23 protein-coding genes are annotated in these 24,512 nt (G+C 57.6%); 16 read left to right on the forward strand and 7 right to left on the reverse strand.

The annotated features are described in order from the left end of the window. Window positions 1-47: 47 nt before the first annotated feature. Genes B9Z41_RS03190 through B9Z41_RS03210 form a run of 5 tightly spaced genes read right to left on the reverse strand, consistent with a single transcriptional unit; the run spans window position 48 to window position 3,573 of the window. Entirely contained in the window at window positions 48-833 is a 786-nt protein-coding gene (locus B9Z41_RS03190; protein ID WP_100144883.1) for a peptidylprolyl isomerase, read from the reverse strand. Then, window positions 830-1,114, reverse strand: a complete 285-nt coding sequence (locus B9Z41_RS03195; RefSeq protein ID WP_100144885.1) for a BolA family transcriptional regulator — start codon at window positions 1,112-1,114, stop codon at window positions 830-832. The genes B9Z41_RS03190 and B9Z41_RS03195 overlap by 4 nt, the downstream gene beginning before the upstream one ends. Next, window positions 1,114-1,656, reverse strand: coding sequence for a septation protein A (locus B9Z41_RS03200; protein WP_100144887.1), 543 nt, complete (start codon window positions 1,654-1,656; stop codon window positions 1,114-1,116). The genes B9Z41_RS03195 and B9Z41_RS03200 overlap by 1 nt, the downstream gene beginning before the upstream one ends. A 10-nt stretch (window positions 1,657-1,666) precedes the next feature. Further along, the gene (gene msrB, locus B9Z41_RS03205) at window positions 1,667-2,074 is read right to left on the reverse strand and encodes a peptide-methionine (R)-S-oxide reductase MsrB (RefSeq protein ID WP_100144889.1); all 408 of its coding nucleotides are present in this window, start codon (window positions 2,072-2,074) and stop codon (window positions 1,667-1,669) included. Next, the gene (locus B9Z41_RS03210) at window positions 2,071-3,573 is read right to left on the reverse strand and encodes a YdiU family protein (protein ID WP_100144891.1); all 1,503 of its coding nucleotides are present in this window, start codon (window positions 3,571-3,573) and stop codon (window positions 2,071-2,073) included. Before B9Z41_RS03210 ends, msrB begins: the two co-directional genes overlap by 4 nt. A 134-nt stretch (window positions 3,574-3,707) precedes the next feature. On the opposite strand from B9Z41_RS03210, the gene B9Z41_RS03215 reads away from it, so the two are divergent. The 12 genes from B9Z41_RS03215 (at window position 3,708) to B9Z41_RS03270 (ending at window position 18,163) form a co-directional block, all read left to right on the forward strand. Next, on the forward strand, window positions 3,708-5,351 hold the full coding sequence (locus B9Z41_RS03215) for a 3-(methylthio)propionyl-CoA ligase (RefSeq protein WP_100144893.1): 1,644 nt from the start codon (window positions 3,708-3,710) through the stop codon (window positions 5,349-5,351). Between the two features lie 101 nt (window positions 5,352-5,452). Further along, window positions 5,453-6,685, forward strand: a complete 1,233-nt coding sequence (locus tag B9Z41_RS03220) for a branched-chain amino acid ABC transporter substrate-binding protein (protein WP_100144895.1) — start codon at window positions 5,453-5,455, stop codon at window positions 6,683-6,685. A 79-nt stretch (window positions 6,686-6,764) separates the two neighbouring features. Beyond that, the gene (locus B9Z41_RS03225) at window positions 6,765-7,799 is read left to right on the forward strand and encodes a branched-chain amino acid ABC transporter permease (protein WP_100144897.1); all 1,035 of its coding nucleotides are present in this window, start codon (window positions 6,765-6,767) and stop codon (window positions 7,797-7,799) included. Window positions 7,800-7,802: 3 nt separating this feature from the next. Next, a complete protein-coding gene (locus B9Z41_RS03230; protein WP_100144899.1) occupies window positions 7,803-9,101 on the forward strand; it encodes a branched-chain amino acid ABC transporter permease in 1,299 nt (432 codons plus the stop codon). Then, on the forward strand, window positions 9,098-9,862 hold the full coding sequence (locus B9Z41_RS03235) for an ABC transporter ATP-binding protein (protein WP_100144901.1): 765 nt from the start codon (window positions 9,098-9,100) through the stop codon (window positions 9,860-9,862). The genes B9Z41_RS03230 and B9Z41_RS03235 overlap by 4 nt, the downstream gene beginning before the upstream one ends. Window positions 9,863-9,880: 18 nt before the next feature. Then, window positions 9,881-10,576: an ABC transporter ATP-binding protein gene (locus B9Z41_RS03240; protein WP_100144903.1), complete on the forward strand. Its 696-nt coding sequence runs from the start codon at window positions 9,881-9,883 to the stop codon at window positions 10,574-10,576. 65 nt (window positions 10,577-10,641) lie between these two features. Next, the gene (locus tag B9Z41_RS03245; RefSeq protein WP_100144905.1) at window positions 10,642-12,741 is read left to right on the forward strand and encodes a 3-hydroxyacyl-CoA dehydrogenase NAD-binding domain-containing protein; all 2,100 of its coding nucleotides are present in this window, start codon (window positions 10,642-10,644) and stop codon (window positions 12,739-12,741) included. 20 nt (window positions 12,742-12,761) lie between these two features. Further along, window positions 12,762-13,937 (forward strand): acetyl-CoA C-acyltransferase, encoded by a 1,176-nt coding sequence (locus B9Z41_RS03250; protein WP_100144907.1) that lies wholly within the window; start codon window positions 12,762-12,764, stop codon window positions 13,935-13,937. Beyond that, window positions 13,938-15,770, forward strand: a complete 1,833-nt coding sequence (locus B9Z41_RS03255; protein WP_100144909.1) for an acyl-CoA dehydrogenase — start codon at window positions 13,938-13,940, stop codon at window positions 15,768-15,770. It abuts the gene before it with no gap. 14 nt (window positions 15,771-15,784) lie between these two features. Next, window positions 15,785-16,210, forward strand: coding sequence for a PaaI family thioesterase (locus B9Z41_RS03260; RefSeq protein WP_100144911.1), 426 nt, complete (start codon window positions 15,785-15,787; stop codon window positions 16,208-16,210). A 21-nt stretch (window positions 16,211-16,231) separates the two neighbouring features. Next, complete coding sequence (locus B9Z41_RS03265) at window positions 16,232-17,248, forward strand: NADP-dependent oxidoreductase (protein WP_100144913.1); 1,017 nt, start codon at window positions 16,232-16,234, stop codon at window positions 17,246-17,248. Window positions 17,249-17,260: 12 nt separating this feature from the next. Beyond that, a complete protein-coding gene (locus tag B9Z41_RS03270; RefSeq protein WP_100144915.1) occupies window positions 17,261-18,163 on the forward strand; it encodes an SDR family oxidoreductase in 903 nt (300 codons plus the stop codon). Window positions 18,164-18,187: 24 nt separating this feature from the next. Here the strand turns inward: B9Z41_RS03270 and B9Z41_RS03275 are convergent, their stop codons facing one another. After that, window positions 18,188-18,538 carry a hypothetical protein gene (locus B9Z41_RS03275; protein WP_100144917.1) on the reverse strand — a complete coding sequence of 117 codons (351 nt, stop codon included), beginning with the start codon at window positions 18,536-18,538 and terminating at the stop codon, window positions 18,188-18,190. A gap of 171 nt (window positions 18,539-18,709) precedes the next feature. Here B9Z41_RS03275 and B9Z41_RS03280 point away from each other — a divergent pair, with 171 nt between their 5' ends. The 4 genes from B9Z41_RS03280 (at window position 18,710) to B9Z41_RS03295 (ending at window position 23,350) form a co-directional block, all read left to right on the forward strand. Next, window positions 18,710-21,070 (forward strand): Tex family protein, encoded by a 2,361-nt coding sequence (locus B9Z41_RS03280; RefSeq protein ID WP_100144919.1) that lies wholly within the window; start codon window positions 18,710-18,712, stop codon window positions 21,068-21,070. A 9-nt stretch (window positions 21,071-21,079) separates the two neighbouring features. Further along, on the forward strand, window positions 21,080-21,589 hold the full coding sequence (locus B9Z41_RS03285; protein ID WP_100144921.1) for a DinB family protein: 510 nt from the start codon (window positions 21,080-21,082) through the stop codon (window positions 21,587-21,589). Between the two features lie 15 nt (window positions 21,590-21,604). Continuing rightward, window positions 21,605-22,708: a patatin-like phospholipase family protein gene (locus B9Z41_RS03290; RefSeq protein WP_100144924.1), complete on the forward strand. Its 1,104-nt coding sequence runs from the start codon at window positions 21,605-21,607 to the stop codon at window positions 22,706-22,708. A gap of 72 nt (window positions 22,709-22,780) precedes the next feature. After that, window positions 22,781-23,350 (forward strand): NADPH-dependent FMN reductase, encoded by a 570-nt coding sequence (locus tag B9Z41_RS03295; protein WP_100144926.1) that lies wholly within the window; start codon window positions 22,781-22,783, stop codon window positions 23,348-23,350. Here B9Z41_RS03295 and B9Z41_RS03300 read toward each other — a convergent pair. Then, window positions 23,320-24,498: an iron-containing alcohol dehydrogenase gene (locus tag B9Z41_RS03300; protein ID WP_100144928.1), complete on the reverse strand. Its 1,179-nt coding sequence runs from the start codon at window positions 24,496-24,498 to the stop codon at window positions 23,320-23,322. The genes B9Z41_RS03295 and B9Z41_RS03300 overlap by 31 nt on opposite strands. Window positions 24,499-24,512: the final 14 nt, after the last annotated feature.

Below are 24,512 nucleotides of genomic sequence, written 5' to 3' on the forward strand. Positions count from 1 at the left end.
TAAAAAAAGCGGCCCGCAGGCCGCTTTGTGCTGAACTGATGAAAGCGTTATTCAACTTTCGCTTTGGCGCGCATTTCTTGCTGGAACGTGGCCATGCGTTGTTGCTGAAGTTGCTGGGTAATTTGAGGCTTGACCTCTTCTAGCTTGGGCAACTGGGCATCACGCACATCATCCAGACGGATGATGTGAAAACCAAATTGGCTCTTGACTGGTTTGGCCGTGGTTTCGCCTTTTTTCAGGGCAGCCATGGCGTCCGAGAATTCTCTGACGAAGTTGCCAGGCGCGGCCCAATCGAGGTCGCCACCTTTGGCACCCGAACCTGGGTCTTTGGATTGCTTCTTGGCGAGGTCTTCAAACTTCGCACCTTTTTTCAAGCTGGCCAGAATGGCATTGGCTTGGGCTTCGGTTTCCACCAAGATGTGGCGTGAGCGGTACTCTTTGCCACCGTTGGCCGCCACGAACTTGTCGTACTCAACTTTGACATCGGCGTCGGTGACTTTGGCTGTCTCTTGGAAGTTGTTGAACAGTTCACGAATCAAGATGGTCTGACGTGCCAGTTCCAGCTGATTTTTGTAGTTGTCCGTTGTGTCCAGGCCGCGCTTTTGGGCTTCTTGCATGAAGATTTCGCGGGCAATGACTTCTTCTTTGATTTGGGCTTCAACTTCCGGTGTGATGGGGCGTCCCGAGCGAGCCACTTGCTCAGCCAGTGCTTCGGCACGTACCTTGGGCACTGCTTTGCCGTTGACGATGGCAATGTTTTGTGCCGACACCTGAATGCTCAACGAGGCCAACACCGCAGCTGCCACCACGCTCCAAACCATTTGCTTCTTCATGAAATCTCTCTCGATGGGGTTTCTAAAACTTCAATGGCCAAGGCATGTAAACCTTGGTCTATGTATTCTTGCAGCGCATCATACACAAGCCGATGGCGCGCCACGCGTGGCTTGCCCGTGAATTGGACGCTTTGAATACGCACCCGAAAGTGGGTACCTTGGCCTGTGCCGTTGGCCCCGGCATGCCCCGCATGACCGGCACTCTCGTCCAGCACTTCCACGAAAGTGGGCGACAGTTGTTCTTGAAGACGTGCTGTGAGTAAGGCGGCTGTGATCTGCATCACGCTTGTTCCTTGTCTTCTTGCATGAATCGACTCAAATAAAAGCCCTGTACCAGCACAAACACCAGCATCAGGCCCAAACCACCAAACAGCTTGAAGCTAACCCAGGTGTCAGTGTCAAAGTGATTGGCAACCCACAGATTCAAAAAACCCATGCCTGTGAAAAACACTGCCCAGCTGTGCAGCAGTACGCGCCATGCATGGTCGGGCAGGGTGAGTTGGGCACTCATGAGTTGACGCAACAAATTGCGCTTGAACACCAGGTGCCCCACCCACAACGCCCCGCCCATCAGCCAATACAACACGGTGGGCTTCCATTTGATGAAGGTTTCGTCTTGGGTGATCAAGGTAGCGCCACCAAACACCACGATCACACCCAGGCTCACCCATTGCATGGGCTCGACAAATCCGTTTTTGCGCCACAGCCAGGCAATTTGTCCAATGGTGGCGACGATGGCCACTGAGGTCGCGGCATAGATACCCCATGTTTTGAACACGGCAAAAAACAAAATGATGGGGAAGAAGTCAAAAAATATTTTCATGATGTGGCGTTCAATCTTTAGGCACAAAGTCCAATGACGCCGAGTTCATGCAATAGCGCAAGCCTGTAGGGGCTGGGCCATCGGGAAACACATGACCCAAGTGCGCGCCGCATTGGGCACACACAGTCTCTACCCGCACCATGCCGTGGCTGATGTCGCGGTGTTCAGCAATCGCCGATTCATCAGCCGCTTGACTAAAACTGGGCCAACCGCAACCCGCGTCAAACTTGGTCACAGAGTCGAACAATTTGGCGTTGCAACAGATGCAGTGGTACGAGCCGTCAGCCCAATGGCTTTCATACTTGCCCGTGAAAGGGCGCTCGGTGGCCGCACGGCGGGTCACATCAAACGCCACAGATTCCGCCTGTTTGGCGGCCAAAATTTCACGCCATTCGGCGTCGGTTTTTTTCAAGGTCATGAGGAACAACTGATTTCAATGGATGACGCCCATTCTGGCGCAAGACCGGCCCACCCCTCGTGGGCTGGGTGTTCGTCGTAGGGGCTGTGCAGCACATTCAACAAAGCTTGCACCATGCCAAAGTCGCCTGCTTTGGCTTGGCGAATGGCCATTTCGCCCAAGTGGTTGCGCAAAATGAATTTGGGATTGGTGCGCAGCATCTGTTGACCCACGCTGCGGCGATCTGCGCTGCCGAGTCGTGCTTCGTATTGGATGCGCCAAGCATCAAACACCTCACGGTGCATGAACAAATCACGCACCGGTTCAAACGCATGGCTCAGGTGGGCCGACTCGTACACGGCGTGGCTCAAGCGACGCCACAGTACGGTGAAGTCCACGCGGTCTTGCTGCATGGCTTGCAACAGCGCTTCCACCAAAGCGCGGTCGCCATCGTGTGCATCTGCCAAGCCGAGCTTGGCGCGCATGCGTTGGTCCAAAGTCTCTGGAAACAAAGTTTTGTAGGTCTCAAGTGCAGCCAGTGCAGGCTCTTGCGCGTCAATCAGGGGCATCAAGGCCTGGCCCAAACAAAACAAGTTCCAGTAAGCCACTTGAGGTTGGCGCGCATAGGCGTAACGGCCCGACGTGTCAGAGTGGTTGCAGATATGCCCCGGATCAAACCCATCCATGAACTGAAAGGGGCCGTAGTCGAGCGTCAAACCAAGCACGCTCATGTTGTCGGTGTTCATCACGCCATGACAAAAGCCCACGGCTTGCCATTGCGCCATCAGACCTGCCGTGCGTCGCGTGACCTCTTGCAACATGGCACAGTAACGCGCAGTGTCTTGCAAAGGCAACAACTCAGGGAAGTGGCTTTGCACCACATGGTCTGCCAGCGCCCTCAGTTCTTGTGTTTGCCCGTTGGCAGCAAAGTGCTCGAAATGGCCAAAGCGCACAAAGCTGGGAGCCACACGCGTGACCACGGCGGCGGTCTCCGGTTCTTCGCGGTAGACCGGTGTAGGCGAGCCAGTGACACACAGGGCGCGGGTGGTAGGAATGCCCAAACCATACATGGCCTCGCTGGCCAAGAACTCGCGAATGCTGGAGCGCAGCACGGCGCGACCATCGCCACGGCGTGAGTACGGCGTAGGCCCGGCGCCCTTGAGCTGAATGTCTTGCACCCCCAGCAGCGTGTCGATTTCGCCCAAACTGATGGCCCTGCCGTCTCCCAACTGTCCTGCCCAGACGCCGAACTGGTGGCCGCTGTACACACTGGCACGCGGCGTGCTGCCCGGCAACAAAGCATTGCCACTGAGTGCATCCAACGCGTCTTGTGACAACCAGAGTTCGGCGGGCAAGCCCAGTTGCGTCAACAAGTGGTGGTTACACGCCACCCAATGAGAAGGCGCCAAAGGCGTGGGTGGACACAGGCGCTGAAAAGCGTCGCCCAATCGACCAAAGCTCGGATGCCAAGGCCAGTGATAGGCGGCGTTGGTCGGCAAAGGGAGGGCACTGGTGTTCATAAGTCAAGATTGTCTGGGGAAATCCATAGGCCTGTTTTTCATAAGTCTTCGCAATTCGTCAGCAAGTTGTTGGCACAATGCTTTGAGACAAATAGCACGACCGTGCCAAAACGATAAACACACAGGAGCTTGCCATGCTGGGCTTGATGCAAAACCAACCCTTGTTGATCTCAAACCTGATCGACTTTGCCGAACACCACCACGGGGACGGCGAGATCGTGTCACGCCGTGTGGAAGGCGATATCCACCGCTACACCTGGGGCGATGTGGCGCGACGCGCACGGCAAGTGGCCAATGCACTGGACGGTTTCAAGCTCGACATGAGCGACCGTGTGGCCACGTTGGCCTGGAACGGCTACCGCCATTTGGAGCTGTACTTTGGTGTCAGCGGCAGCGGTCGGGTGTTGCACACCATCAACCCACGCTTGCACCCAGAACAAATTGCCTGGATTGCCAATCACGCCGAAGACCAGGTGCTGTGCTTTGACATGACGTTCTTGCCCATCATCCAGGCGGTGCATGCCAAGTGCACCACCATCCGCCATTGGGTGGCAATGTGTGATGCGGACAAGCTGCCCTCCGACAGCGGCATCCCCAACCTCATCAGCTACGAAGCGTGGATGGGCCAACAGTCCAGCACCTACACCTGGCCCTCGATGGACGAAAACTCGGCTTCCAGCATGTGCTACACCAGCGGCACCACGGGCCACCCCAAAGCGGCGCTGTACAGCCATCGCTCCACCATCTTGCACGCCTACGCAGCAGCCTTGCCCGATGTGATGTGCATCTCGGCACGAGACGCCATCTTGCCGGTGGTACCGATGTTCCACGTCAACGCCTGGGGCATTCCGTACAGCGCTGCCATGACCGGTGCCAAGCTGGTGTTTCCTGGCCCGGGCATGGATGGCAAATCCATTTACGAATTGATCGAAGGTGAAGGCGTGACCTTTGCGGCCGGGGTACCCACCGTGTGGCAAATGTTGCTGGGTCACATGAAGCCCGCTGGATTGCGCTTTTCCAATCTGACGCGCACCGTCATTGGCGGCTCGGCTTGTCCGCCCGCGATGATTGATGCCTTCCGCGATGAATACAACGTCGACGTGTTGCATGCCTGGGGCATGACCGAGCTCAGCCCCTTGGGCACGCTGTGTACCTTGAAGAACAAGCACCTCAAGCTGCCAGCCGAGGAGCAAATGAAGATTCGCCTCAAACAAGGCCGAGCCATTTTTGGCATTGACATGAAGATCGTCGACGACGCGGGCCATGAACAACCACATGACGGCAAAGCCTATGGCGATCTGTTGGTCAAAGGGCCTTGGGTGGTGGCCGATTACTTCAAAGGCGAGGGCGGCAGCCCCTTGGTGAAAGACGCTGATGGTGTGGGTTGGTTCCCCACGGGTGACGTGGCGACGATTGACCCGGACGGCTACATGCAAATCACCGACCGCAGCAAAGACGTCATCAAATCAGGCGGTGAGTGGATCAGCTCCATCGACATTGAAAACATTGCAGTGGCGCATCCTGCGGTGGCGATGGCGGCGTGCATTGGCGTCAAGCACCCCAAGTGGGACGAACGTCCGATCGTGGCCGTGGTCAAAAAGCCCGGGGCCGAAATCAGCCGCGAAGACTTGCTCAAGTTCTACGAAGGTAAAACCGCCAAGTGGCAAATTCCAGACGATGTGGTGTTTGTCGACAGCATCCCCCTTGGGGCCACCGGCAAGATGCTGAAAACCAAGTTGCGTGAACAGCTCAAAGACTATGTGTTGCCCGGTGTCTGAGGGCTGGCTGCTTGTGCCACCACGTTAAGGGCAATCCCTGAACGTGGGTGTCACCAAAGTCGTTACGCTTGAATGTCAATAGAAATCCAAAGGAGACAGACATGAAGTTCAAACAACAACTGGTGAGCCTGGCTATCCTGGCCGCAGTCGGGAGTGCGGCATTTGCGCAAAGCGGCGAAACGGTGAAGATTGCGCTGATTGACCCGCAAAGCGGGTTGATGGGACCCTTGGGTTTGAACCAACTCCGAAGCTTTCAATTCTTTGCCGACACCTTCACCAAGAGCAATGCCGCGGGCGTGAAGTACGAGGTGGTGGGCTTTGACAACAAGCTCAGCCCCGCCGAGAGTTTGAATGCGCTGAAAGCAGCGATGGACCAAGGCATTCGCTACATCGCGCAAGGCAACGGATCTTCTGTGGCGGGGGCGTTGATCGATGCCGTCAACAAACACAACGAGCGCAACCCTGGCAAAGAGGTGCTGTTTTTGAACTACGCCGCGGTGGACCCCGATTTCACCAACAGCAAGTGCAGCTATTGGCACTTCCGCTTTGATGCGGATACCTCGATGAAGATGGAGGCCATGACCACCTTCATGAAAGACCAGCCCGACATCAAGAAGGTCTACCTGCTGAACCAAAATTACTCGCACGGCCAACAAGTGGCCAAGTTTGCGAAAGAAAACCTCAGCCGCAAGCGTCCTGACATTCAAGTGGTGGGCGAAGACCTGCATCCGCTGGCCCAGGTGCGTGACTTCTCGCCCTACATTGCCAAGATCAAAGCCTCTGGGGCCGACACAGTGATCACGGGCAACTGGGGCTCTGATTTGGCCTTGCTGGTCAAAGCTGCCAACGAAGGCGGTTACAACGGCAAGTTCTACACCTACTACACCGGCGTCACTGGCACGCCCACAGCCTTGAGCACGGGTGGTGCGGGGCGCGTCTACCAAATTGCTTACCAACACTACAACATGGGTGGCCCCATGGAGAAGTGGATGGCCGACTTCAAGAAACGCTACAACGACGACATGTTCACCGGCTCGGTGCCGCACATCTTCACCGCGTTGTCCATCGCCATGAAAAATGCCAAATCAACCGATCCGGTCAAAGTGGCTGCTGCTTTGGAAGGCTTGAAAACCAACAGCTTCAACGGCGAGATCGAGTTGCGTAAAACCGACCACCAAATTCAACAGACTTTGTTCTTGACGGTCTGGCAAAAAGCCGACAAAAAATACCCTTATAGCCCAGAGAACACAGGCATGACCTTGGCGCCCGTCAAAACCTTTGAGCCCTATGTGGCCAGCACACCCACCAGTTGCCAAATGAAACGCCCAAGCTAAGCGTGGGGATAAGGTGCAAGGCGGTGTGCCTCCAACACACCGCCTTGATTTTTAAGATGCGGCAAAGACAAGGTAATTGATGGAGTTTTTCTTGATCTCCATGCTCAATGGTTTGAGCTATGGTCTGTTGTTGTTCATGCTCAGCTCTGGGTTGACCTTGATTTTCAGCATGATGGGCGTGCTCAATTTCGCCCATGCCAGCTTTTACATGGTGGGGGCTTATCTGGGCTATTCGCTCAACGGCGTACTGGGGTTTTGGGCCGCCTTGTTCATCGCGCCTTTGCTGACCGGCGCATTGGGTGCCATTTTCGAGCGTCTGAGTCTGCGCCGAGTTCACAAATTTGGTCACGTGCCAGAACTGCTGGTGACCTTCGGTTTGTCCTACATCGTGCTTGAGTTGGTGCAATTGGTCTGGGGCCGGACGGCTTTGGAGTTTGTGCCTCCGCCTCAGTTGCAGGGGCCTGCATTCACACTGATTCAAAACTCCTTGCATGGTTTGTCGCTGGTATGGGGGGCCGCCGCCCCCGAGCTGTGCAACGCCAGCGATGCCGCGGTGCGCGTGGTCTGTTCGCCGTTTCCCGCCACACGCGGCTTCATGATGCTGGTGGCTTTGTTGATGATGGTCGGCTTGTGGGCTCTGCTCACCCGTACCCGCGTGGGGCTGGTCATTCAGGCGGCACTCACGCATCCAGAGGCCGTGGAGTCACTGGGTCACAACGTGCCACGTGTCTTCATGATGGTGTTTGGTGTAGGCACGGGCCTGGCAGGCCTGGCCGGGGTGATTGGCGGCAGCACGTTTGTCACCGAACCGGCCATGGCGGCCACGGTGGGATCGGTGATTTTTGTGGTGGTGGTGGTCGGTGGCATGGGCTCGTTGGCCGGGGCTTTTTTGGCCTCGCTGTTGATTGGCGTGGTGCAAACCTTTGCGGTGGCGTTTGACTATTCGGTCTTGCTGCTGCTACAAAACCTGGGGCTGCAGGTGAGCAGCGCCATGCGCGACAACTCGGTGCTCAAACTCACCTTGTCTCAGGTCGCGCCCATCTTGCCGTATTTGTTTTTGGTACTGATCTTGATCTTCCGCCCCAAAGGGCTCTTGGGCACACGGGAGAGCTGAGCCATGCGTGCATCCAACACCCATTACGTATTCAAGCCCTACAACGTGGCGCGCTGGCTGATTTGGGGCGCCTTCATCTTGGTGCTGCTGTTAGCGCCACGCGTGTTTTCGAGCAACTTGTCGGTCACCATGTTGTCGCAAATGGGTATCGCCATGGTGGCATGTCTGTCCTACAACATGCTGCTGGGACAAGGTGGCATGTTGAGCTTTGGCCATGCGGTGTACACAGGCCTGGGTGCCTACACCGCCATGCACGCGCTCAATGCCGCGAGCAGCGGGGCATTGGCCATTCCCGTCAGTTTGGTGCCTTTGGTTGGGGGTTTAGGCGGCATGTGTTTCGCCGTGCTGTTTGGTTTTGTGACCACGCGCAAGTCAGGCACCACCTTTGCCATGATCACCTTGGGATTGGCCGAATTGGTGTTTGCCATGTCGCTGATGTTTTCTGAATTTTTCGGTGGCGAAGCTGGCGTGGCGGGCAACCGCGTGGTGGGGCAGGCGGTATGGGGCATCACCTACGGGCCCGCCATTCAGGTGTATTACCTCACGGCGGCCTACACGCTGGTGTGCGTGGCCCTGATGTATGCCTTCACCCGTACGCCGCTGGGGCGCATCTTGAACGCGGTGCGCGACAACCCAGAGCGGGTTGAGTTCATTGGCTACAACACCCAGTATGTGCGTTATTTCTCTTTCATCATCGCGGGTTTTTTTGCCGGCATCGCAGGCGGTTTGGCGTCGGTCAACTTTGAAATTGTCACGGCCGAAGTGGTGGGCTCTGGCCGCTCAGGCGCCTATTTGCTGTTCACCTTTTTAGGTGGCGCCACCTTTTTCTTTGGTCCCATCATCGGTGCCATCCTGATGGTGTTGGCTTTTGTGCTGCTGTCGGAGTTCACCAAAGCTTGGTTGCTCTACCTCGGTCTGACTTTTTTGTTCATGGTGATGTACGCCCCTGGCGGCATCGCCAGCTTGGTCATGATGAACCTGCGCTTGGCCGCATTTGGCCGTTTGCGTCAACTGTGGGTGGCTTATGTGGGCTTGGGCATCACGGCATTGCTAGGCCTGGCTGGCGCGGCGGCCATGATCGAGATGATCTACCACCTGCAACTCAACACCTCCCAAGGACCCGAACTGCACTTTGCGGGCGTGGTGCTCGATGCCCAATCCCTGGGTAGCTGGTTTGGCGCGGCCTTTGTCATGCTCACCGGTTTGGGCCTGTTTGAACTGGCGCGTCGCCAGTACGTGAACGATTGGGACGAGACACAGGCCTTCATTGAGAAAGAAATCAAACGTCGGGAGGCCCTGTGATTGCCTTGCAACTCAAAGACGTGCGCAAAAACTTTGGCAAAACCGAAATCATCCGCGGCGTTGATCTGGAAGTCCAAGCGGGCGAGCGTGTGGCCATCATTGGCCCCAATGGCGCTGGCAAATCCACCTTGTTCAACCTCATCAGTGGACGGCTTGAGCCGACCAGCGGTGAAATTTGGTTAGGCGCCCACCGCATCGATGGCAAGAAACCGTTCGAGATCAACCGACTGGGTTTGTCACGCAGCTTTCAAATCACCAACATCTTTCCCAAGCTCAGCGTGTTTGAAAACTTGCGTTGCGCCGTGTTGTGGACCTTGGGCTACAAGTACACCTTCTTGAAGTTCCTCGCCAATCTGGATGACGCCAACGAGCGCGCTGAACAGCTGATGGCGCGCATCCGGTTGGACAAAAAACGCGACGTGTTGGCCATCAACCTCACCTATGCCGAACAACGCGCGCTGGAGATCGGCATCACCATCGCAGGCGGCTCGGACGTGATCTTGCTGGACGAACCCACGGCAGGCATGAGCAAGAGCGAGACCAAGCGCTTCATTCAGCTGATTCGCGAAGTGACCGAGGGCAAAACACTGCTCACCGTCGAACACGACATGGGCGTGGTGTTTGGACTGGCCGACAAAATTGCGGTGGTGGTCTACGGCGAAGTGATTGCTTTTGACACCCCCGAGGCCGTGCGTGCCAACGCACGGGTGCAAGAGGCTTATCTGGGCTCGGCCGTGGCCGAACACCAAGCGGCGGCCTGACACACGCGAGAACATGTGATGCTCAAGATCGACAACCTTCACGCGTTTTACGGCAAAAGCCATGTCTTACATGGTGTGTCTTTTGAAGTACAAGCCGGAGAAATTGTGGCCTTGCTCGGGCGCAACGGCTCTGGCCGCTCCACCACAGCACGCGCCATCATGGGCCTGGTCGATTGCCAAGGCACGGTGCTATGGAACGACCAACACATTGCGCAGAAAAAGCCTTACCAAATTGCCCATCTGGGCATTGGCTATGTGCCAGAGAACCGCGACATTTTCCCCAAGCTCACGGTGCAACAAAACCTACTGCTTGGACAGAAGGGCAACGGGCAGGGCAGCCGCTGGTCGTTTGACGACATGTACGCCATGTTCCCGCGCTTGAAAGAGCGTGAGCACACCGAAGCGGGCGTGCTCTCGGGCGGCGAACAGCAAATGCTCACCTTATGCCGCACCCTGATGGGTGACCCCGACCTGATCATCATTGACGAACCCACCGAGGGCCTGGCGCCTAAGATCGTTGAGTTGGTGGGGCAGTATTTGCAAACCCTCAAAGCACGCGGCATCTCGGTGTTGCTGATTGAACAAAAGCTCACCATCGCCATGGACATCTCGGACCGGGTGCTCGTCATGGGTCATGGGCGCATTGTGTTTTCAGGCACGCCCCAGGCGCTGCGCGATGACGTTTACACCCGCAAGGAATGGTTAGAAGTTTGATCTAGAATCAAAAAAGAACGATCGTTCTTTTTATTGTCCTTTCATTGTTCCAACAAGGAAATCGCATGAGTGCAGACTACAAAGTTCATGGCGACGTGGCCGTGATCACGCTCAACAACCCACCGGTCAACGGTTTGGGCTTGTCCACCCGCCAAGCCATCGTGGCGGGCGTTGAACAGGCACTGGCGGATCCTGCGGTGAAGGCTTTGGTGGTCACCGGCCACGGCAAGGCGTTTTCTGGCGGTGCCGACATCCGTGAATTCGGCACGCCCAAGGCGATTCAAGAGCCCAATTTGTTGAGCGTTATCTCTGTTTTAGAAAACAGCAGCAAGCCTGTGGTCGCTGCGGTGCACAGCGTGGCCATGGGTGGTGGTTTGGAGCTGGCCTTGGGTTGCCACTACCGCATCGCGGCACCAGGTGCCAACATCGCCTTGCCTGAGGTCAAGATTGGTTTGATTCCAGGCGCTGGTGGCACCCAACGCCTGCCCCGTGCCTTGGGCGTAGAGCCCGCGTTGAACATGATCGTCAGCGGCGAAGCCATCAAGAGCGAGATGCTGGCCATGCTACCCGGTCAAAAACTGTTCGATCAAATGGCGGCTTCTCCTGAGTCACTGATGGACGAAGCCTTGACCTTGGCCCGTCAAATGGCCGATGTGCGCCCCTTGCCCAAAGTGCGCGATTTGCCCTGCAAGCACCCGCAAGGCGATGCCTACTTTCAGTTCGCCCGCAACATGGTCAAAGGCATGGCCAAAAACTACCCCGCACCACCCAAGTGTGTGGACGCCGTAGAAGCCGCCACCAAGAAAAAATTTGCCGATGGCATGACCTACGAGCGCGAGCTTTTCATCAACCTGATGTGGACGCCCGAGTGCCGTGCCTTGCGTCACTTGTTCACCGCCCAACGCGCGGCTTCCAAAATTGCCGATGTGCCCGACACCACCCCGGTGCGCAACATCCAGTCGGTGGCCATCATTGGGGCCGGCACCATGGGCGGCGGCATTGCGATGAACTTTCTCAATGCAGGCTTGCCGGTCAAGCTGCTGGAAACCAAGCAAGAGGCCCTGGACCGTGGCATTGCCACGATCCAGAAAAATTACGAAGCGCAAGTCAAAAAAGGCAAGCTCAAAGAAGACAAATACGCCCAGCGCATGGCCTTGCTCAGCACCACGCTGAGCTACAACGATTTGAAAGATGCCGACTTGGTGATTGAGGCCGTGTTTGAAGAGATGGGCGTCAAAGAAGCCGTGTTCAAACAGCTCGATGCCGTGATGAAGCCTGGCGCTGTTCTGGCCTCCAACACCTCGACCTTGGACGTCAACGCCATTGCCAACTTCACCCAGCGCCCCCAAGACGTGGTGGGCATGCACTTTTTCAGCCCCGCCAATGTGATGAAGTTGCTCGAAGTCGTGCGCGGAGAAAAAACCGCCAAAGACGTGCTGGCCACAGTCATGGCTGTGGCCAAGAAGATCAAAAAAACCGCCGTGGTGTCGGGCGTGTGCGACGGCTTCATTGGCAACCGCATGATTGAGCAATATGGCCGTCAAGCCGGTTTCTTGCTGGAAGAGGGCTGTACCCCACAGCAGGTGGACAAAGCGGTTGAGAAATTTGGCTTTGCCATGGGACCGTTCCGCATGGGCGACTTGGCAGGCAACGACATCGGCTGGGCCATCCGCAAACGCCGCTATGTTGAAAAGCCCCAAATGAAGTACAGCAAAACCGCCGACTTGTTGTGCGAGATGGGGCGCTTTGGCCAAAAAGTGGGCAAGGGCTGGTACGACTACCAAGTCGGCAAGCGTGACGCCATACCGAACAAAGAGGTGGAGGCCATGGTGGTTCAACACCGTGCTTCTTTGGGCATCACAGCACGCAAAATCAGCGACGAAGAAATCGTGCAACGCCTGGTGTATTCACTCGTCAACGAAGCTGCACACATCTTGGAAGAAGGCATTGCCGCCAAGGCCAGCGACATCGACATGGTGTACATCACGGGTTATGGATTTCCGATCTACCGTGGCGGCCCCATGCTCTACGCTGATCAAATGGGCTTGTTCAATGTGGTGCAAGCCATGCATCGTTTTGCCGCCAACCCCCTCGATGACGCCGAGTTCTGGAAACCAGCACCTTTGTTGGCCCGTCTCGCCGCCGAAGGCAAGACCTTCAACTGAACCCCATTTAAGGAATTCCTATGACCAACGCTGTCATCGTTTCAACCGCCCGCACCCCGCTGACCAAAAGCTGGAAAGGTGCTTTCAACATGACCCACGGCGCCACGCTCGGTGGACACGCCATTCAGCACGCCGTCGCGCGTGCTGGCATTGATGCCGCTGAAGTGGAAGACGTCATCATGGGCTGCGCCAACCCCGAAGGCGCCACAGGCTGGAACATTGCCCGCCAATGCGGTTTGGCGGGTGGCTTGCCCGTGAGCGTGAGCGGCATCACGGTGAACCGCTTTTGCTCGTCGGGTTTGCAAACCATCGCCTTGGCGGCACAACGCATCATCACCGGTGAAGGCGATGTGTATGTGGCAGGCGGCGTGGAAAGCATTTCGTGCGTGCAGCAAGAAATGAACATGCACATGTTCATCGACCCCAACCTCAACAAGATCAAGCCTGAGATTTACTGGAACATGTTGCAAACCGCTGAAAACGTAGCCAAGCGTTACAACATCAGCCGTGAAGCCATGGATGAGTACGGCGCAGCCAGCCAGCAAAAAGCCTGCGCTGCAGCGGCAGCAGGCAAGTTCGACGAAGAGATTGCAGCCATCACCGTGAAAGCGGGCGTGGTCGACAAAGTGATGGGCTTGATGACCCAACAAGTCACGGTCAGCCGTGATGAAGGCATGCGTGAAGGCACCACGGTTGAAGCCATCAGCGGCTTGAAATCGGCCATGCCAGGCGGTTTGATCACGGCAGGCAATGCCAGCCAGTTCTCCGACGGGGCAGGAGCCTGTGTGGTGATGAGCGAAGAGCTGGCCAGCAAGCGTGGTTTGAAACCCCTGGGTCGGTTCCTCGGCTTTGCAGTGGCAGGCTGCGAGCCCGATGAGATGGGCATTGGCCCTGTCTTTGCCGTACCCAAAGTGCTCAAGCGTTTAGGGCTGACTGTGAATGACATTGACCTGTGGGAACTCAACGAAGCCTTTGCGGTGCAAGTGCTGTACTGCCGCGACAAACTGGGCATTCCCAACGATCGCCTCAATGTCAACGGTGGTGCGATTGCCGTAGGACACCCCTACGGCATGAGCGGTCAACGCCTGACAGGACATGCCTTGATCGAAGGCAAACGCCGTGGTGCCAAGCGCGTGGCAGTGACCATGTGCATTGGCGGCGGCATGGGCGCTGCGGGTATTTTTGAAGTGCTGTAAATGGCGCTGCGAGACACCGTTGATTTTTTGCTGTACGACTGGCTCCAAGCCGAGGCACTGAATCAACGTTCACGTTTCGCAGACCATTCAAGAGAAACTTTTGATGCGGTGCTCGACACCTGCGAGCGCATCGCACGCGACAAATTTGCGCCGTACAACCGCACCATCGACACGCAAGAACCGCAGTTCGATGGCGAACGCGTGATCCTGCCGCAAGCCACCCACGATGCCCATGCAGCCTATGCGGCTTCGGGCATGCTGAGCGCCGCGCAAGACTATGACATTGGCGGCATGCAACTGCCCTATGTGGTCGAGTCTGCGGCCAATGCATTTTTTGCGTGTGCGTCGGTGAGCATTGGCGGTGGCATGTTGACCGTAGGCAACGCCAACTTGCTGATGGCTTATGGCAGCGAGACACAAAAGCAGGTGTTTGCGCACCATGAATTCTCAGGCCGCTGGAGCGGCACCATGTGTTTGTCTGAACCGCAAGCGGGCTCGTCATTGAGCGATATCACCACCCGCGCCATACCCGATGGCGAAGACTTTGCCAGCGATCCACTGGGCTCGCGCTATCGGCTCAAGGGTCACAAGATGTGGATCTCAACCGGCGACCACGAACTGACCGAGAACATCGTCCACCTGGTCTTGGCCAAGATTCCCGGGCCTGACGGCATGCCAATTCCCGGGGTCAAAGGCATTTCCTTGTTTGTGGTGCCTAAGCACCGGGTGGATGCACAAGGCAAGCTCACGGGCCAACGCAATGACGTGGCCTTGGCTGGCCTAAACCACAAATGCGGCTGGCGTGGCACTGTCAATACCTTGCTCAATTTTGGCGAAGGCAAATACCCAGATGCGCAAGGACAAGCGGGTGCCATCGGCTATTTGGTGGGCCAACCCGGCGAGGGCCTGCGCTGCATGTTCCACATGATGAACGAGGCACGCATTGGGGTCGGCATGGCGGCCACCATGCTGGGGTTGGCGGGCTATTACGCCTCACTCGACTATGCCAAAGCACGCCCGCAAGGACGCGCCATGACCGCTGCGGGCAAAGACCCAGCATCGGCACAAATTCGCATCATTGAACACGCTGATGTCAAGCGCATGCTGCTGGCCCAAAAGGCCTATGGCGAGGGTGCCTTGGCCCTGGCCATGTATTGCGCGCGCTTGGTGGACGAGCAACGCACGGGCGAGGCCACAGCCGCCAACGAAGCGCGTTTGTTGCTCGAAGTGCTCACGCCCATCGCCAAGAGCTGGCCCAGCGAGTGGTGCTTGGAGGCCAACTCACTGGCCATTCAGGTGCATGGCGGCTATGGCTACACCCGTGACTACCCGGTGGAGCAGTACTGGCGCGACAACCGCTTGAACATGATCCACGAAGGCACACACGGCATCCAGGGGATGGACTTGCTGGGACGCAAAGTGCGCATGGAAGACGGGCAGGGCATGACCTTGCTGACACAGCGCATTCATGCCACGGTGGCGCAGGCCCTGCAACAAACCGATCAAGCCGGTCACATCGCAGACCATGCCCACGCATTGACCGATGCGCTGCAACACGTGCAACGTGCCACAGACATGGCTTGGCAAGAGGGTACGCCAACTCAGGCCCTGGCAAACGCCGTGCCTTATCTGCAAGCGTTTGGACACATGGTGCTGTCATGGATGTGGCTTGAGGTCGAACGGGTCAGCCAAGGTGCCGGGTCCGAAAATTTGGGCCGTCGCACAGCGGCTCAATTTTTCTTTCGCTACGAACTACCGAAAATCAGTGCCTGGCTACAAGTTGTCGCACAACGTGACATGACCTGTGCCAACATGCCTGAAGACGCTTTTTAATCAAGGAACAAGCCATGCAAGAAAGTTTTGGTGCCTACATTCCGTTTGTCGACCACTTGGGTTTCGAGATGGTCTTCTTCGACGACGGACAATCCGAGCTGCGCTTTGAGCCCGAGCCCGAACACATGAATTCATTCAATGTCACCCACGGTGGCGCATTGATGACGCTACTGGATGTGACCCTGGCCACAGCCGCACGCAGTGTGGAGAGGACATCTGGCGTGGTCACGGTTGAAATGAAAACCACCTTCATGCAGCCTGCGCGTGGCGTGTTGACCAGCAAGGGGCGTCTGATCCACCGGTCGCGCAGCATGGCGTTCACCGAAGGCACGGTGTATGACGCGCAAGGTCAAGTTTGTGCGCACGCCACAGGCACTTTCAAATACGTGCCCAAAGCGCCAGACCCCAGCCATCCGGTCTCCGATATCTCCACCGATTGAACCCACAAGCCAGGATGTGCCATGCCGCTGAACCAATCTTTTTTGCTTGACAACCGGCCACAAGGCCAAGCCACGGTTGACAACTTCAGACTCGTCAGTTGTGAAACGCCAGCGCTTGAAGAAGGCCAGGTCTTGGTGCGCCACCACTACCTCAGCTTGGACCCTTACATGCGAGGGCGCATGAACGACAGCAAGAGCTACGCTGCACCGCAGCCGTTGGGTGCGGTGATGATTGGTGGCACCGCCGGTGAGGTGGTGGAGAGCCGCCACCCCAAGTTCAAGCCTGGTGATCAGGTGGTGGGCATGGGAGGGTGGCAACTCTACAGCGTGGTCGATGGCCATGCCCCTGGCATGCTGCGCCGAGTCGACACCACCCATGTGCCGCTGAGCCACTACCTGGGGGCCGTCGGCATGCCTGGGGTCACCGCTTGGTATGGCTTGGTCAAGGTCATTGAGCCTCAAGCAGGCGAAACCGTTACCGTGAGTGCGGCCAGCGGTGCCGTCGGCAGCGCTTATGGGGCGCTCGCCAAAGCGCGCGGTTGCCGTGTGGTGGGCATTGCAGGCGGTCAAGAGAAATGCGACTACGTGGTCAACAGCTTGGGCTTTGATGCTTGTGTGGACTACAAGCAGCACAGTGACTATCTGTCTTTGTCCAAAGCCTTGCGGCAAGCCTGCCCCAACGGCATTGACGGTCACTTCGAAAACGTGGGTGGCATGGTGCTCGATGCCGTGATGCTGCGCACCAACGCTTTCGCGCGCATCGCCCTGTGCGGCATGATCGCGGGCTACGACGGCGCCCCCTTGCCCATGACCCATCCTGCGCTGATTTTGGTCAACCGCTTGAAGATCCAAGGCTTCATCGTCAGCGAACACATGGAGGTGTGGCCCGAAGCGCTCAAGGAGTTGGGCCACTTGGTCGGCAGTGGTCAGTTACGCCCTCGTGAATCCGTGGCGCAAGGCTTGGCAGCTGCGCCACAAGCCTTTCTGGGTTTGCTCAAGGGCAAGAATTTTGGCAAACAACTGGTCCAGCTGGTTTAAAGGCTGCACCGCATGATTTCAAACTTTGCAGGCAAAACAGCCGTTTTGACCGGCGCAGGATCTGGCTTTGGCTTGGCGTGCGCCCGACTCGGGGCCAAATTGGGCATGAATCTGGTGTTGGTCGATGTGCAACGTGACGCGCTCGATGCGGCCGTTGCAGAACTCACGGCCACCGGGGTGACGGTGATTGCACGTTGTGTTGATGTCTCCAACGCCGACCAAATGCAAACTTTGGCGCACGACGTGTACACCCAATTGGGCGCACCGCATTTGGTCTTCAACAACGCAGGGGTTGGCTCTGGCGGTTTGGTGTGGGAGAACTCACTGGCCGATTGGCAATGGGTGCTTGGCGTCAACCTGTGGGGCGTGATCCACGGTGTGCGTTTGTTCACCCCCATGATGTTGCAAGCCGCCAAGCAAGATCCGCTTTACCAAGGTCACATCGTCAACACGGCCAGCATGGCTGGCTTGCTCACACCACCCAACATGGGGGTTTACAACGTGAGCAAACACGCGGTGGTGGCCTTGACGGAAACCTTGTACCAAGACCTTCAGCTGGTGTCTGAGCAGGTCAGTGCCAGTGTTTTGTGCCCGTACTTTGTGCCCACAGGCATCAGTCAAAGTCAACGCAATCGACCCGATGCATTGCAGACAGCACCAATCACGTCCAGCCAGCGCATCAGCCAAGCCATGCTGGATAAGGCGGTAGACAGCGGCAAAGTCAGTGCGGCAGAGGTGGCACAAAAGGTCTTTGACGCCGTGGCGACCGAGCAGTTCTACATCTACAGCCATCCCCACGCGTTGGGCAATGTGCAATTGCGCATGCAAGCCATCGTGTCGCAAGGCCAACCGCCGGACCCGTTTGCCGCACGGCCTGATGTGGGCCAACAACTGCGAACGCAGTTACGCGCTTGAGCGCTGGCAATCTGTCCACAAAACTCAGTGGAAGTGACCTTCAAAGCAATGGCGCACTTCATGGCCAATCACCACGTGGTTGGGGTTGGGCGTGGTGATGATGGTGCAGCGCTTGGACTCTGCGGACCAAGTGGCACACGCCACAGCAGGTGTGGCCATGCCAGCCCCCCGTTTGCCGGATATCTGCGCGCAATACTCGGCCGCATCGGGCCGAATCTCCCAACTCAGATTGACGCTGTTCATCACACGCTTGTCCGGGGATTGCGCGGCAAAGTCTGCATACTCGGTCGAGGCAATGGTGTAACAGCCCGACAACGACATGACGGTCAAGAAAACCAAAGCGCGGCCAAAGAGTGCTTGGGTAGCGGTAGACATTTTGTTAAATATATCGATTTATCTTTTGATATTGTTGATATCGACAGATTTATCAAATACTAAACCGAATTTCACTTAAAAAGAAGTTAAGTCTTAAGCAAAATTTAACCGCTGTCTGTGCGTTGCCGCATGTGGCAAACTCGCCCGCTTTGAAGAATTGATCTCCTAAAAATGCAAAAAATAACCCGGCAGATTGCTGCCGAAATCAAAGTCTCGGAATCGCAAGTCAAGGCCGCTGTTGAACTGCTGGATGGTGGCGCCACCGTGCCCTTCATTGCCCGTTACCGCAAAGAGGTGACAGGGGGCTTGGACGACATCCAACTGCGTGAACTCGACGCACGTTTGAGCTATTTGCGTGAACTTGAAGACCGCCGAGCCACTGTGCTCAAAAGCATTGAGGACCAAGGCAAGCTCACCCCTGAACTTCGCGCAGCCATTGAAGGGGCGCCCACCAAGCAAGAACTGGAAGACCTGTACTTGCCGTTCAAGCCCAAACGCCGCACCAAAGGCATGATCGCCAAAGAGGCAGGGCTCGAACCTTTGGCTGACAAGCTGTTTGCCAACCCTGAGTTGACCCCCAGCACCGAAGCCGAGGCTTTTGTGTTGCCGGCAGGCAAGATCGAAGGGGCCGACTTTTCTACCGTGGCTGCGGTTTTGGACGGCGTGCGTGACATTCTGAGTGAGCGCTGGGCAGAAGACGCCGGCTTGGTGCAAGCCTTGCGCGAGTGGTTGTGGAGCGAGGGTCTGTTTCGCAGCAAATTGGCCACGGGCAAAGACGAAAACAACCCCGATGTGGCCAAGTTCCGCGACTACTTTGACTACGACGAGCCCATTGGCCGCGTGCCCTCGCACCGGGCCCTGGCCGTCTTTCGTGGCCGCGCTCTGGAAATGCTGGATGCCAAACTGGTCCTGCCCGTGGAGCCCGAGCCTGGCAAACCGAGTTTGGCCGAGGGCAAGATCGCCATCCACCTGGGCTGGAGCCACCAAGCCCGCCCATCCGATGACTTGATTCGTAAATGCGTGGCTTGGACTTGGCGCGTCAAGCTCAGCCTGTCCACCGAGCGTGACTTGTTCACCCGCCTGCGTGAAGACGCAGAACAGGTGGCCATCAAGGTGTTTGCCGACAACCTGCGCGACCTGTTGCTGGCCGCGCCCGCTGGCCCGCGCGTGGTGATGGGTTTGGATCCCGGCATCCGCACCGGCGTGAAAGTGGCCGTGGTCGATGCCACCGGCAAGCTGGTGGAAACCGCCACCGTGTACCCCCACGAACCGCGCAAAGACTGGGACGGGTCGCTCTACACCCTGGCCAAGTTGTGCGAGAAACACGGCGTCAACCTGATCGCCATTGGCAACGGCACGGCCAGCCGCGAGACCGACAAACTAGCAGGCGAGTTGATCAAACTCATGGCCCGGCACGATGCCGCCAAAACCATCGACAAAGTGGTGGTCAGCGAAGCCGGGGCCTCGGTCTACAGCGCCAGTGAATTTGCCAGCCAAGAAATGCCCGATGTGGACGTGAGCCTGCGGGGTGCCGCCAGCATTGCGCGGCGCTTACAAGACCCATTGGCCGAGCTGGTCAAGATCGACCCCAAGTCGATTGGTGTAGGCCAGTACCAGCACGATGTGAACCAAAGCGAGCTGGCGCGCACCTTGGAGGCGGTGGTGGAAGACTGCGTGAACGCGGTGGGCGTGGACCTCAACACCGCCAGCGTGCCGCTGCTGACCCGCGTGTCGGGCCTGTCCACCACCACCGCCAAAGCCGTGGTGCGCTGGCGCGAAGCCAACGGTGCGTTTGCCAACCGACAACAACTGCTCAAAGTCACCGGCTTGGGTGCCAAAACCTTTGAGCAAAGCGCAGGTTTTCTGCGCATCCGTGGCGGCGACAACCCCCTGGACATGACCGCGGTTCACCCCGAAACCTATCCGGTGGTCGAGCGCATCATGGCGCAAACCGGCAAACCCGTGAACGAGCTGATGGGCCGTGCCGACATGCTCAAAACCTTGAAGCCAGAGCTGTTTGCCAACGACACGGTGGGGGTGATCACCGTCAAAGACATCTTGAGCGAGCTGGAAAAACCAGGTCGTGACCCGCGCCCCGACTTCAAAGTAGCCAAGCTCCAAGACGGGGTGGAAGACATCAAAGACCTCAAGGTCGACATGGTGCTCGAAGGCACAGTCAGCAACGTGGCGGCGTTTGGCGCCTTCGTGGACTTGGGTGTTCACCAAGATGGCCTGATCCATGTGAGCCAACTCAGCAACAAGTTCATCAGCGATGCGCGTGAAGTGGTCAAAACGGGTGACATCATCAAAGTCAAGGTGCTGGAAGTGGATGTGGCCCGCAAGCGCATCAGCCTGACCATGAAGCTGGATGCCGCACCTGCACGACGCGATGGGACACGCGACAACCGCTTTGAACATGCAGGCAGAGACAACCGGGCGCGTGGTGGCGGTGGCTACACCGCACCGCCACAAGCGGCACAAGGCTCGGCCATGGCCAGTGCCTTCGCTAAATTGCAAAGTCTCAAGAAGTAAGCTCAGTTCATGTCCATCACCCGCAACATCCGCATGCTCACCCGCTACAACGCCTGGGCCAATCAGGTGTTGTTTGCTGCTCTGGCCGAGTTGCCCGAAGACGCGGTGATGGCGCCCCGTCCAACGGTGTTTGGCAACATGGCCAACACATTGCAACATGCGCAAGTGGTGGATGTGATCTGGAAGGCCCACCTTGAAGGTATGCCACATGGCATGCGTTCCCGAGTGCCACAACAAGACATGTTGCTGACAGCCTTGGCCGCAGCTCAAACGGCCCTAGACCAGTGGTACATCGCCTACGCCGATCAATTGACACCCGCCGCACATGACGAACTGCTGAGCTTTGAATTTGTCGATGGTGGCCACGGCCAGATGACCCGAGACGACATATTGCTGCATGTGGTGAACCACAAAACCTATCACCGAGGCGTTGTGGCCGACATGATCTGCCAGTGCGGTGTCCGACCGCCGGTCATGGACTTGCCGGTGTTTTTGCGCGACATACCCAGTCAGCTTTGAGCGCAGTTGTCGTCTATGAAGGCCCTTCACCTTTACGCAGGCCCCAAAGCACGTGCGCACATCGCGCAACACGGCTTGCTTCCAGAACATGTGGGTGTGATTCCAGGGGCAGCAGGTGGACCCAAGGGTTTGATTCTGGGCCCCTTAGACCGCTTCATCTTTGGCGAATGGTTACCCCAGAGCACGCAACCCATTGACCTGGTCGGCGCCTCCATTGGCGCCTGGCGCATGGCCACCGCATGCTTGAACCAAGCGGTGGCAGGCTTTGAGCGTTTGGAGCACGACTACATCCAGCAACGCTATGAACCACCCCCGGGCCAAAAGCGCCTCAGCCCGCAACAAGTGAGTGAGGCTTTTAGGCAGAGCTTGCAGGCCTTTTATGAAGGGCGCATGACGGAGGTGTTGAATCACCCACGCTATCGCTTGCATGTGATGACCTCTCACGGGCGTCACCTTCTGCACCGCGAACACGCATGGCTCACGCCGATGGGCTATGCGGGAGCGTATGTGTGCAATGCCGTACAACGCAAAGCCATGGGCTGGTGGCTGGAGCGGGTGGTATTTTCAAGCCCCCACAAAAGTGCACAGGGCACAAGGCATGGGCTGGATTTGCCGTTTGGTACGAACGACTTTGCAACGCAACAGGTGGCACTGACGGAGGTCAACTTCATGCCCGCCTTGCAGGCCAGTTGCTCGATCCCGTTTGTATTGCAAGCTGTGCATGACATTCCTGGCGCACCCCGAGGGGCGTATTGGGATGGCGGCATCACCGACTACCACTTGCACCTGAACTACACACCGTCGTCCACCAGCCCCATCGTGCTGTATCCACACTTTCAGCAGGCTGTGGTGCCTGGCTGGTTGGACAAGGCGCTGAAGTGGCGCCATCGGTCCAGCGCTTTTTTAGACCATGCTGTGGTGTTGGCGCCCAACCCCGAGTGGGTGCGCACGCTGCCCAACGGCAAACTACCAGACCGGTCCGACTTTGTGACCTACGCCCATGACTTCGATACACGCGTGAAGGTTTGGCAACAGGCTGCATCGGCGAGTCAGCAATTGGCCGATGAGTTGGCCGACTGGCTAGACCGGCCGCATACCCAAACCCTGCATAGACTGTGAAGCGGCGGGTGGATTGCTTACGCTGGGCATATTGCGTAAGCTCAGACACTTCGTCATTGATAGGAGAACGTGATGGGTCAATATCAGATCACCGTCTTAATTGGCAGCCTGCGTCAAGATTCTTTCAACCGAAGATTGGCCACTGCCATGGCTAAGCTAGCACCACCGGACTTTTCGTTCAAGCAGGCGCAAATCAACGATCTGCCGCTTTACAACCAAGACGATGATGCCCAACAGGCCGCATCTGTTTTGCGCCTGAAAGCGGACATCAAGATGGCGCATGGACTGCTCTTTGTCACACCTGAATACAACCGATCCATCCCTGGTGTGCTCAAAAATGCCATCGATCATGCGTCGCGCCCTTACGGTCAAAGTGCGTGGGCAGGCAAACCTGCTGGCGTGTTGGGTGTTTCGGTAGGAGCGATTGGCACCGCATTGGCACAACAACACTTGCGCAATGTTCTGGCTTATTTAGATGTCCCAACACTGGGTCAACCTGAAGCATTCATTCAAGCCAAAGAGGAGCTGTTTGGCCCCGATGGTGGAATTGGCGAGGGCAGTCAAAAGTTTCTTCAAGGCTGGATGAACCAATACGTGGCCTGGGTGAAACATCACAGCGCAGCTTCCAGCATGTCTCGGTAGTCCTGAGCGCTCGCTAGGCGAGGGTTGGTTTTGTGGCAATGGTCTGCCAGCGCACCTTCAATCACGGCGTCAAAACAAGCGCGCGCCACGCCCATCTGCGCCAACCCCTGGGGCAAACCCAGGCGTGCATTCATGGCCGTGATGGCCTGCGCCACCGCCTCGGCAGCCTGAGCGGCTGAGGCGGCGGATGTCGAGGCATCCCCGATGCTGCCCAGCCCCATGGCATAGGCCATGCGCTGCAGGCGCCGCTCGCGCTGCACCGACTCGGCGGCCGCATTGAAGCGCACCACCGCAGGCAAGAACATGGCATTCAAGGTGCCGTGGTGCAGGCGTGGGTTGACGCCGCCCAGACTGTGACTCAGCGAGTGCACGCAGCCCAAACCCTTTTGAAACGCCATGGCACCTTGCATGGAGGCACTCATCATGTTCAGGCGTGCCTCGCGGTCTTGGCCGTTGGCCGTGGCGCGTTCGATGTGGGCCCAGCCTCGGGTCAAGCCGTCCAGCGCAATGCCGTCTGCGGGCGGGTTGAAGGGCACCGCCATGAAGGTCTCCATGCAGTGGGCGATGGCATCCATGCCGGTGGCTGCGGTGAGCAGGGGCGGCAAGCCCAGGGTGAGTTCGGGGTCGAGCAGCGCCGCCTTGGGCATCAGGTCCCATGAATGAAAGCCGAGCTTGCGGCCATCGTCCACGATCACAATGGCGCCGCGCGCCACCTCGCTGCCGGTGCCGGCAGTGGTGGGCACCGCAATCAACGGGGCCACGGCTGACGTGATTTTGGGTGACCCGCCTTCGATGGTGGCGTAGGTTTTGAGCGGGCCCGGATGGGTGGCCGCAATGGCCACGCCTTTGGCGCAGTCGATGGACGAGCCGCCACCCAGGGCAATCAGACCATCGCATTGGTGGGCGTGGTACACCGCCACAGCAGCACGCACGGCGGCCTCGGTTGGGTTGGAAGGGGTTTGGTCAAACACCGCCACCGCGACACCCGGCAAGGCGTCGAGCGCTTTTTGCAAAATGCCCACCGCTTTGACACCGGCATCGGTGACGATGAGGGGGCGCAGGATGTGTGCTTTTTGACATTCAGCCGCCAAGGTGCTGAGCACGCCAAAGTCGATCTGAATGTTCGTGAGGTAGAGAATTTGAGCCATGGCAAACTATAAAA

It is taken from the genome of Limnohabitans sp. JirII-31, assembly GCF_002778315.1.
Taxonomy (GTDB): domain Bacteria; phylum Pseudomonadota; class Gammaproteobacteria; order Burkholderiales; family Burkholderiaceae_C; genus Limnohabitans.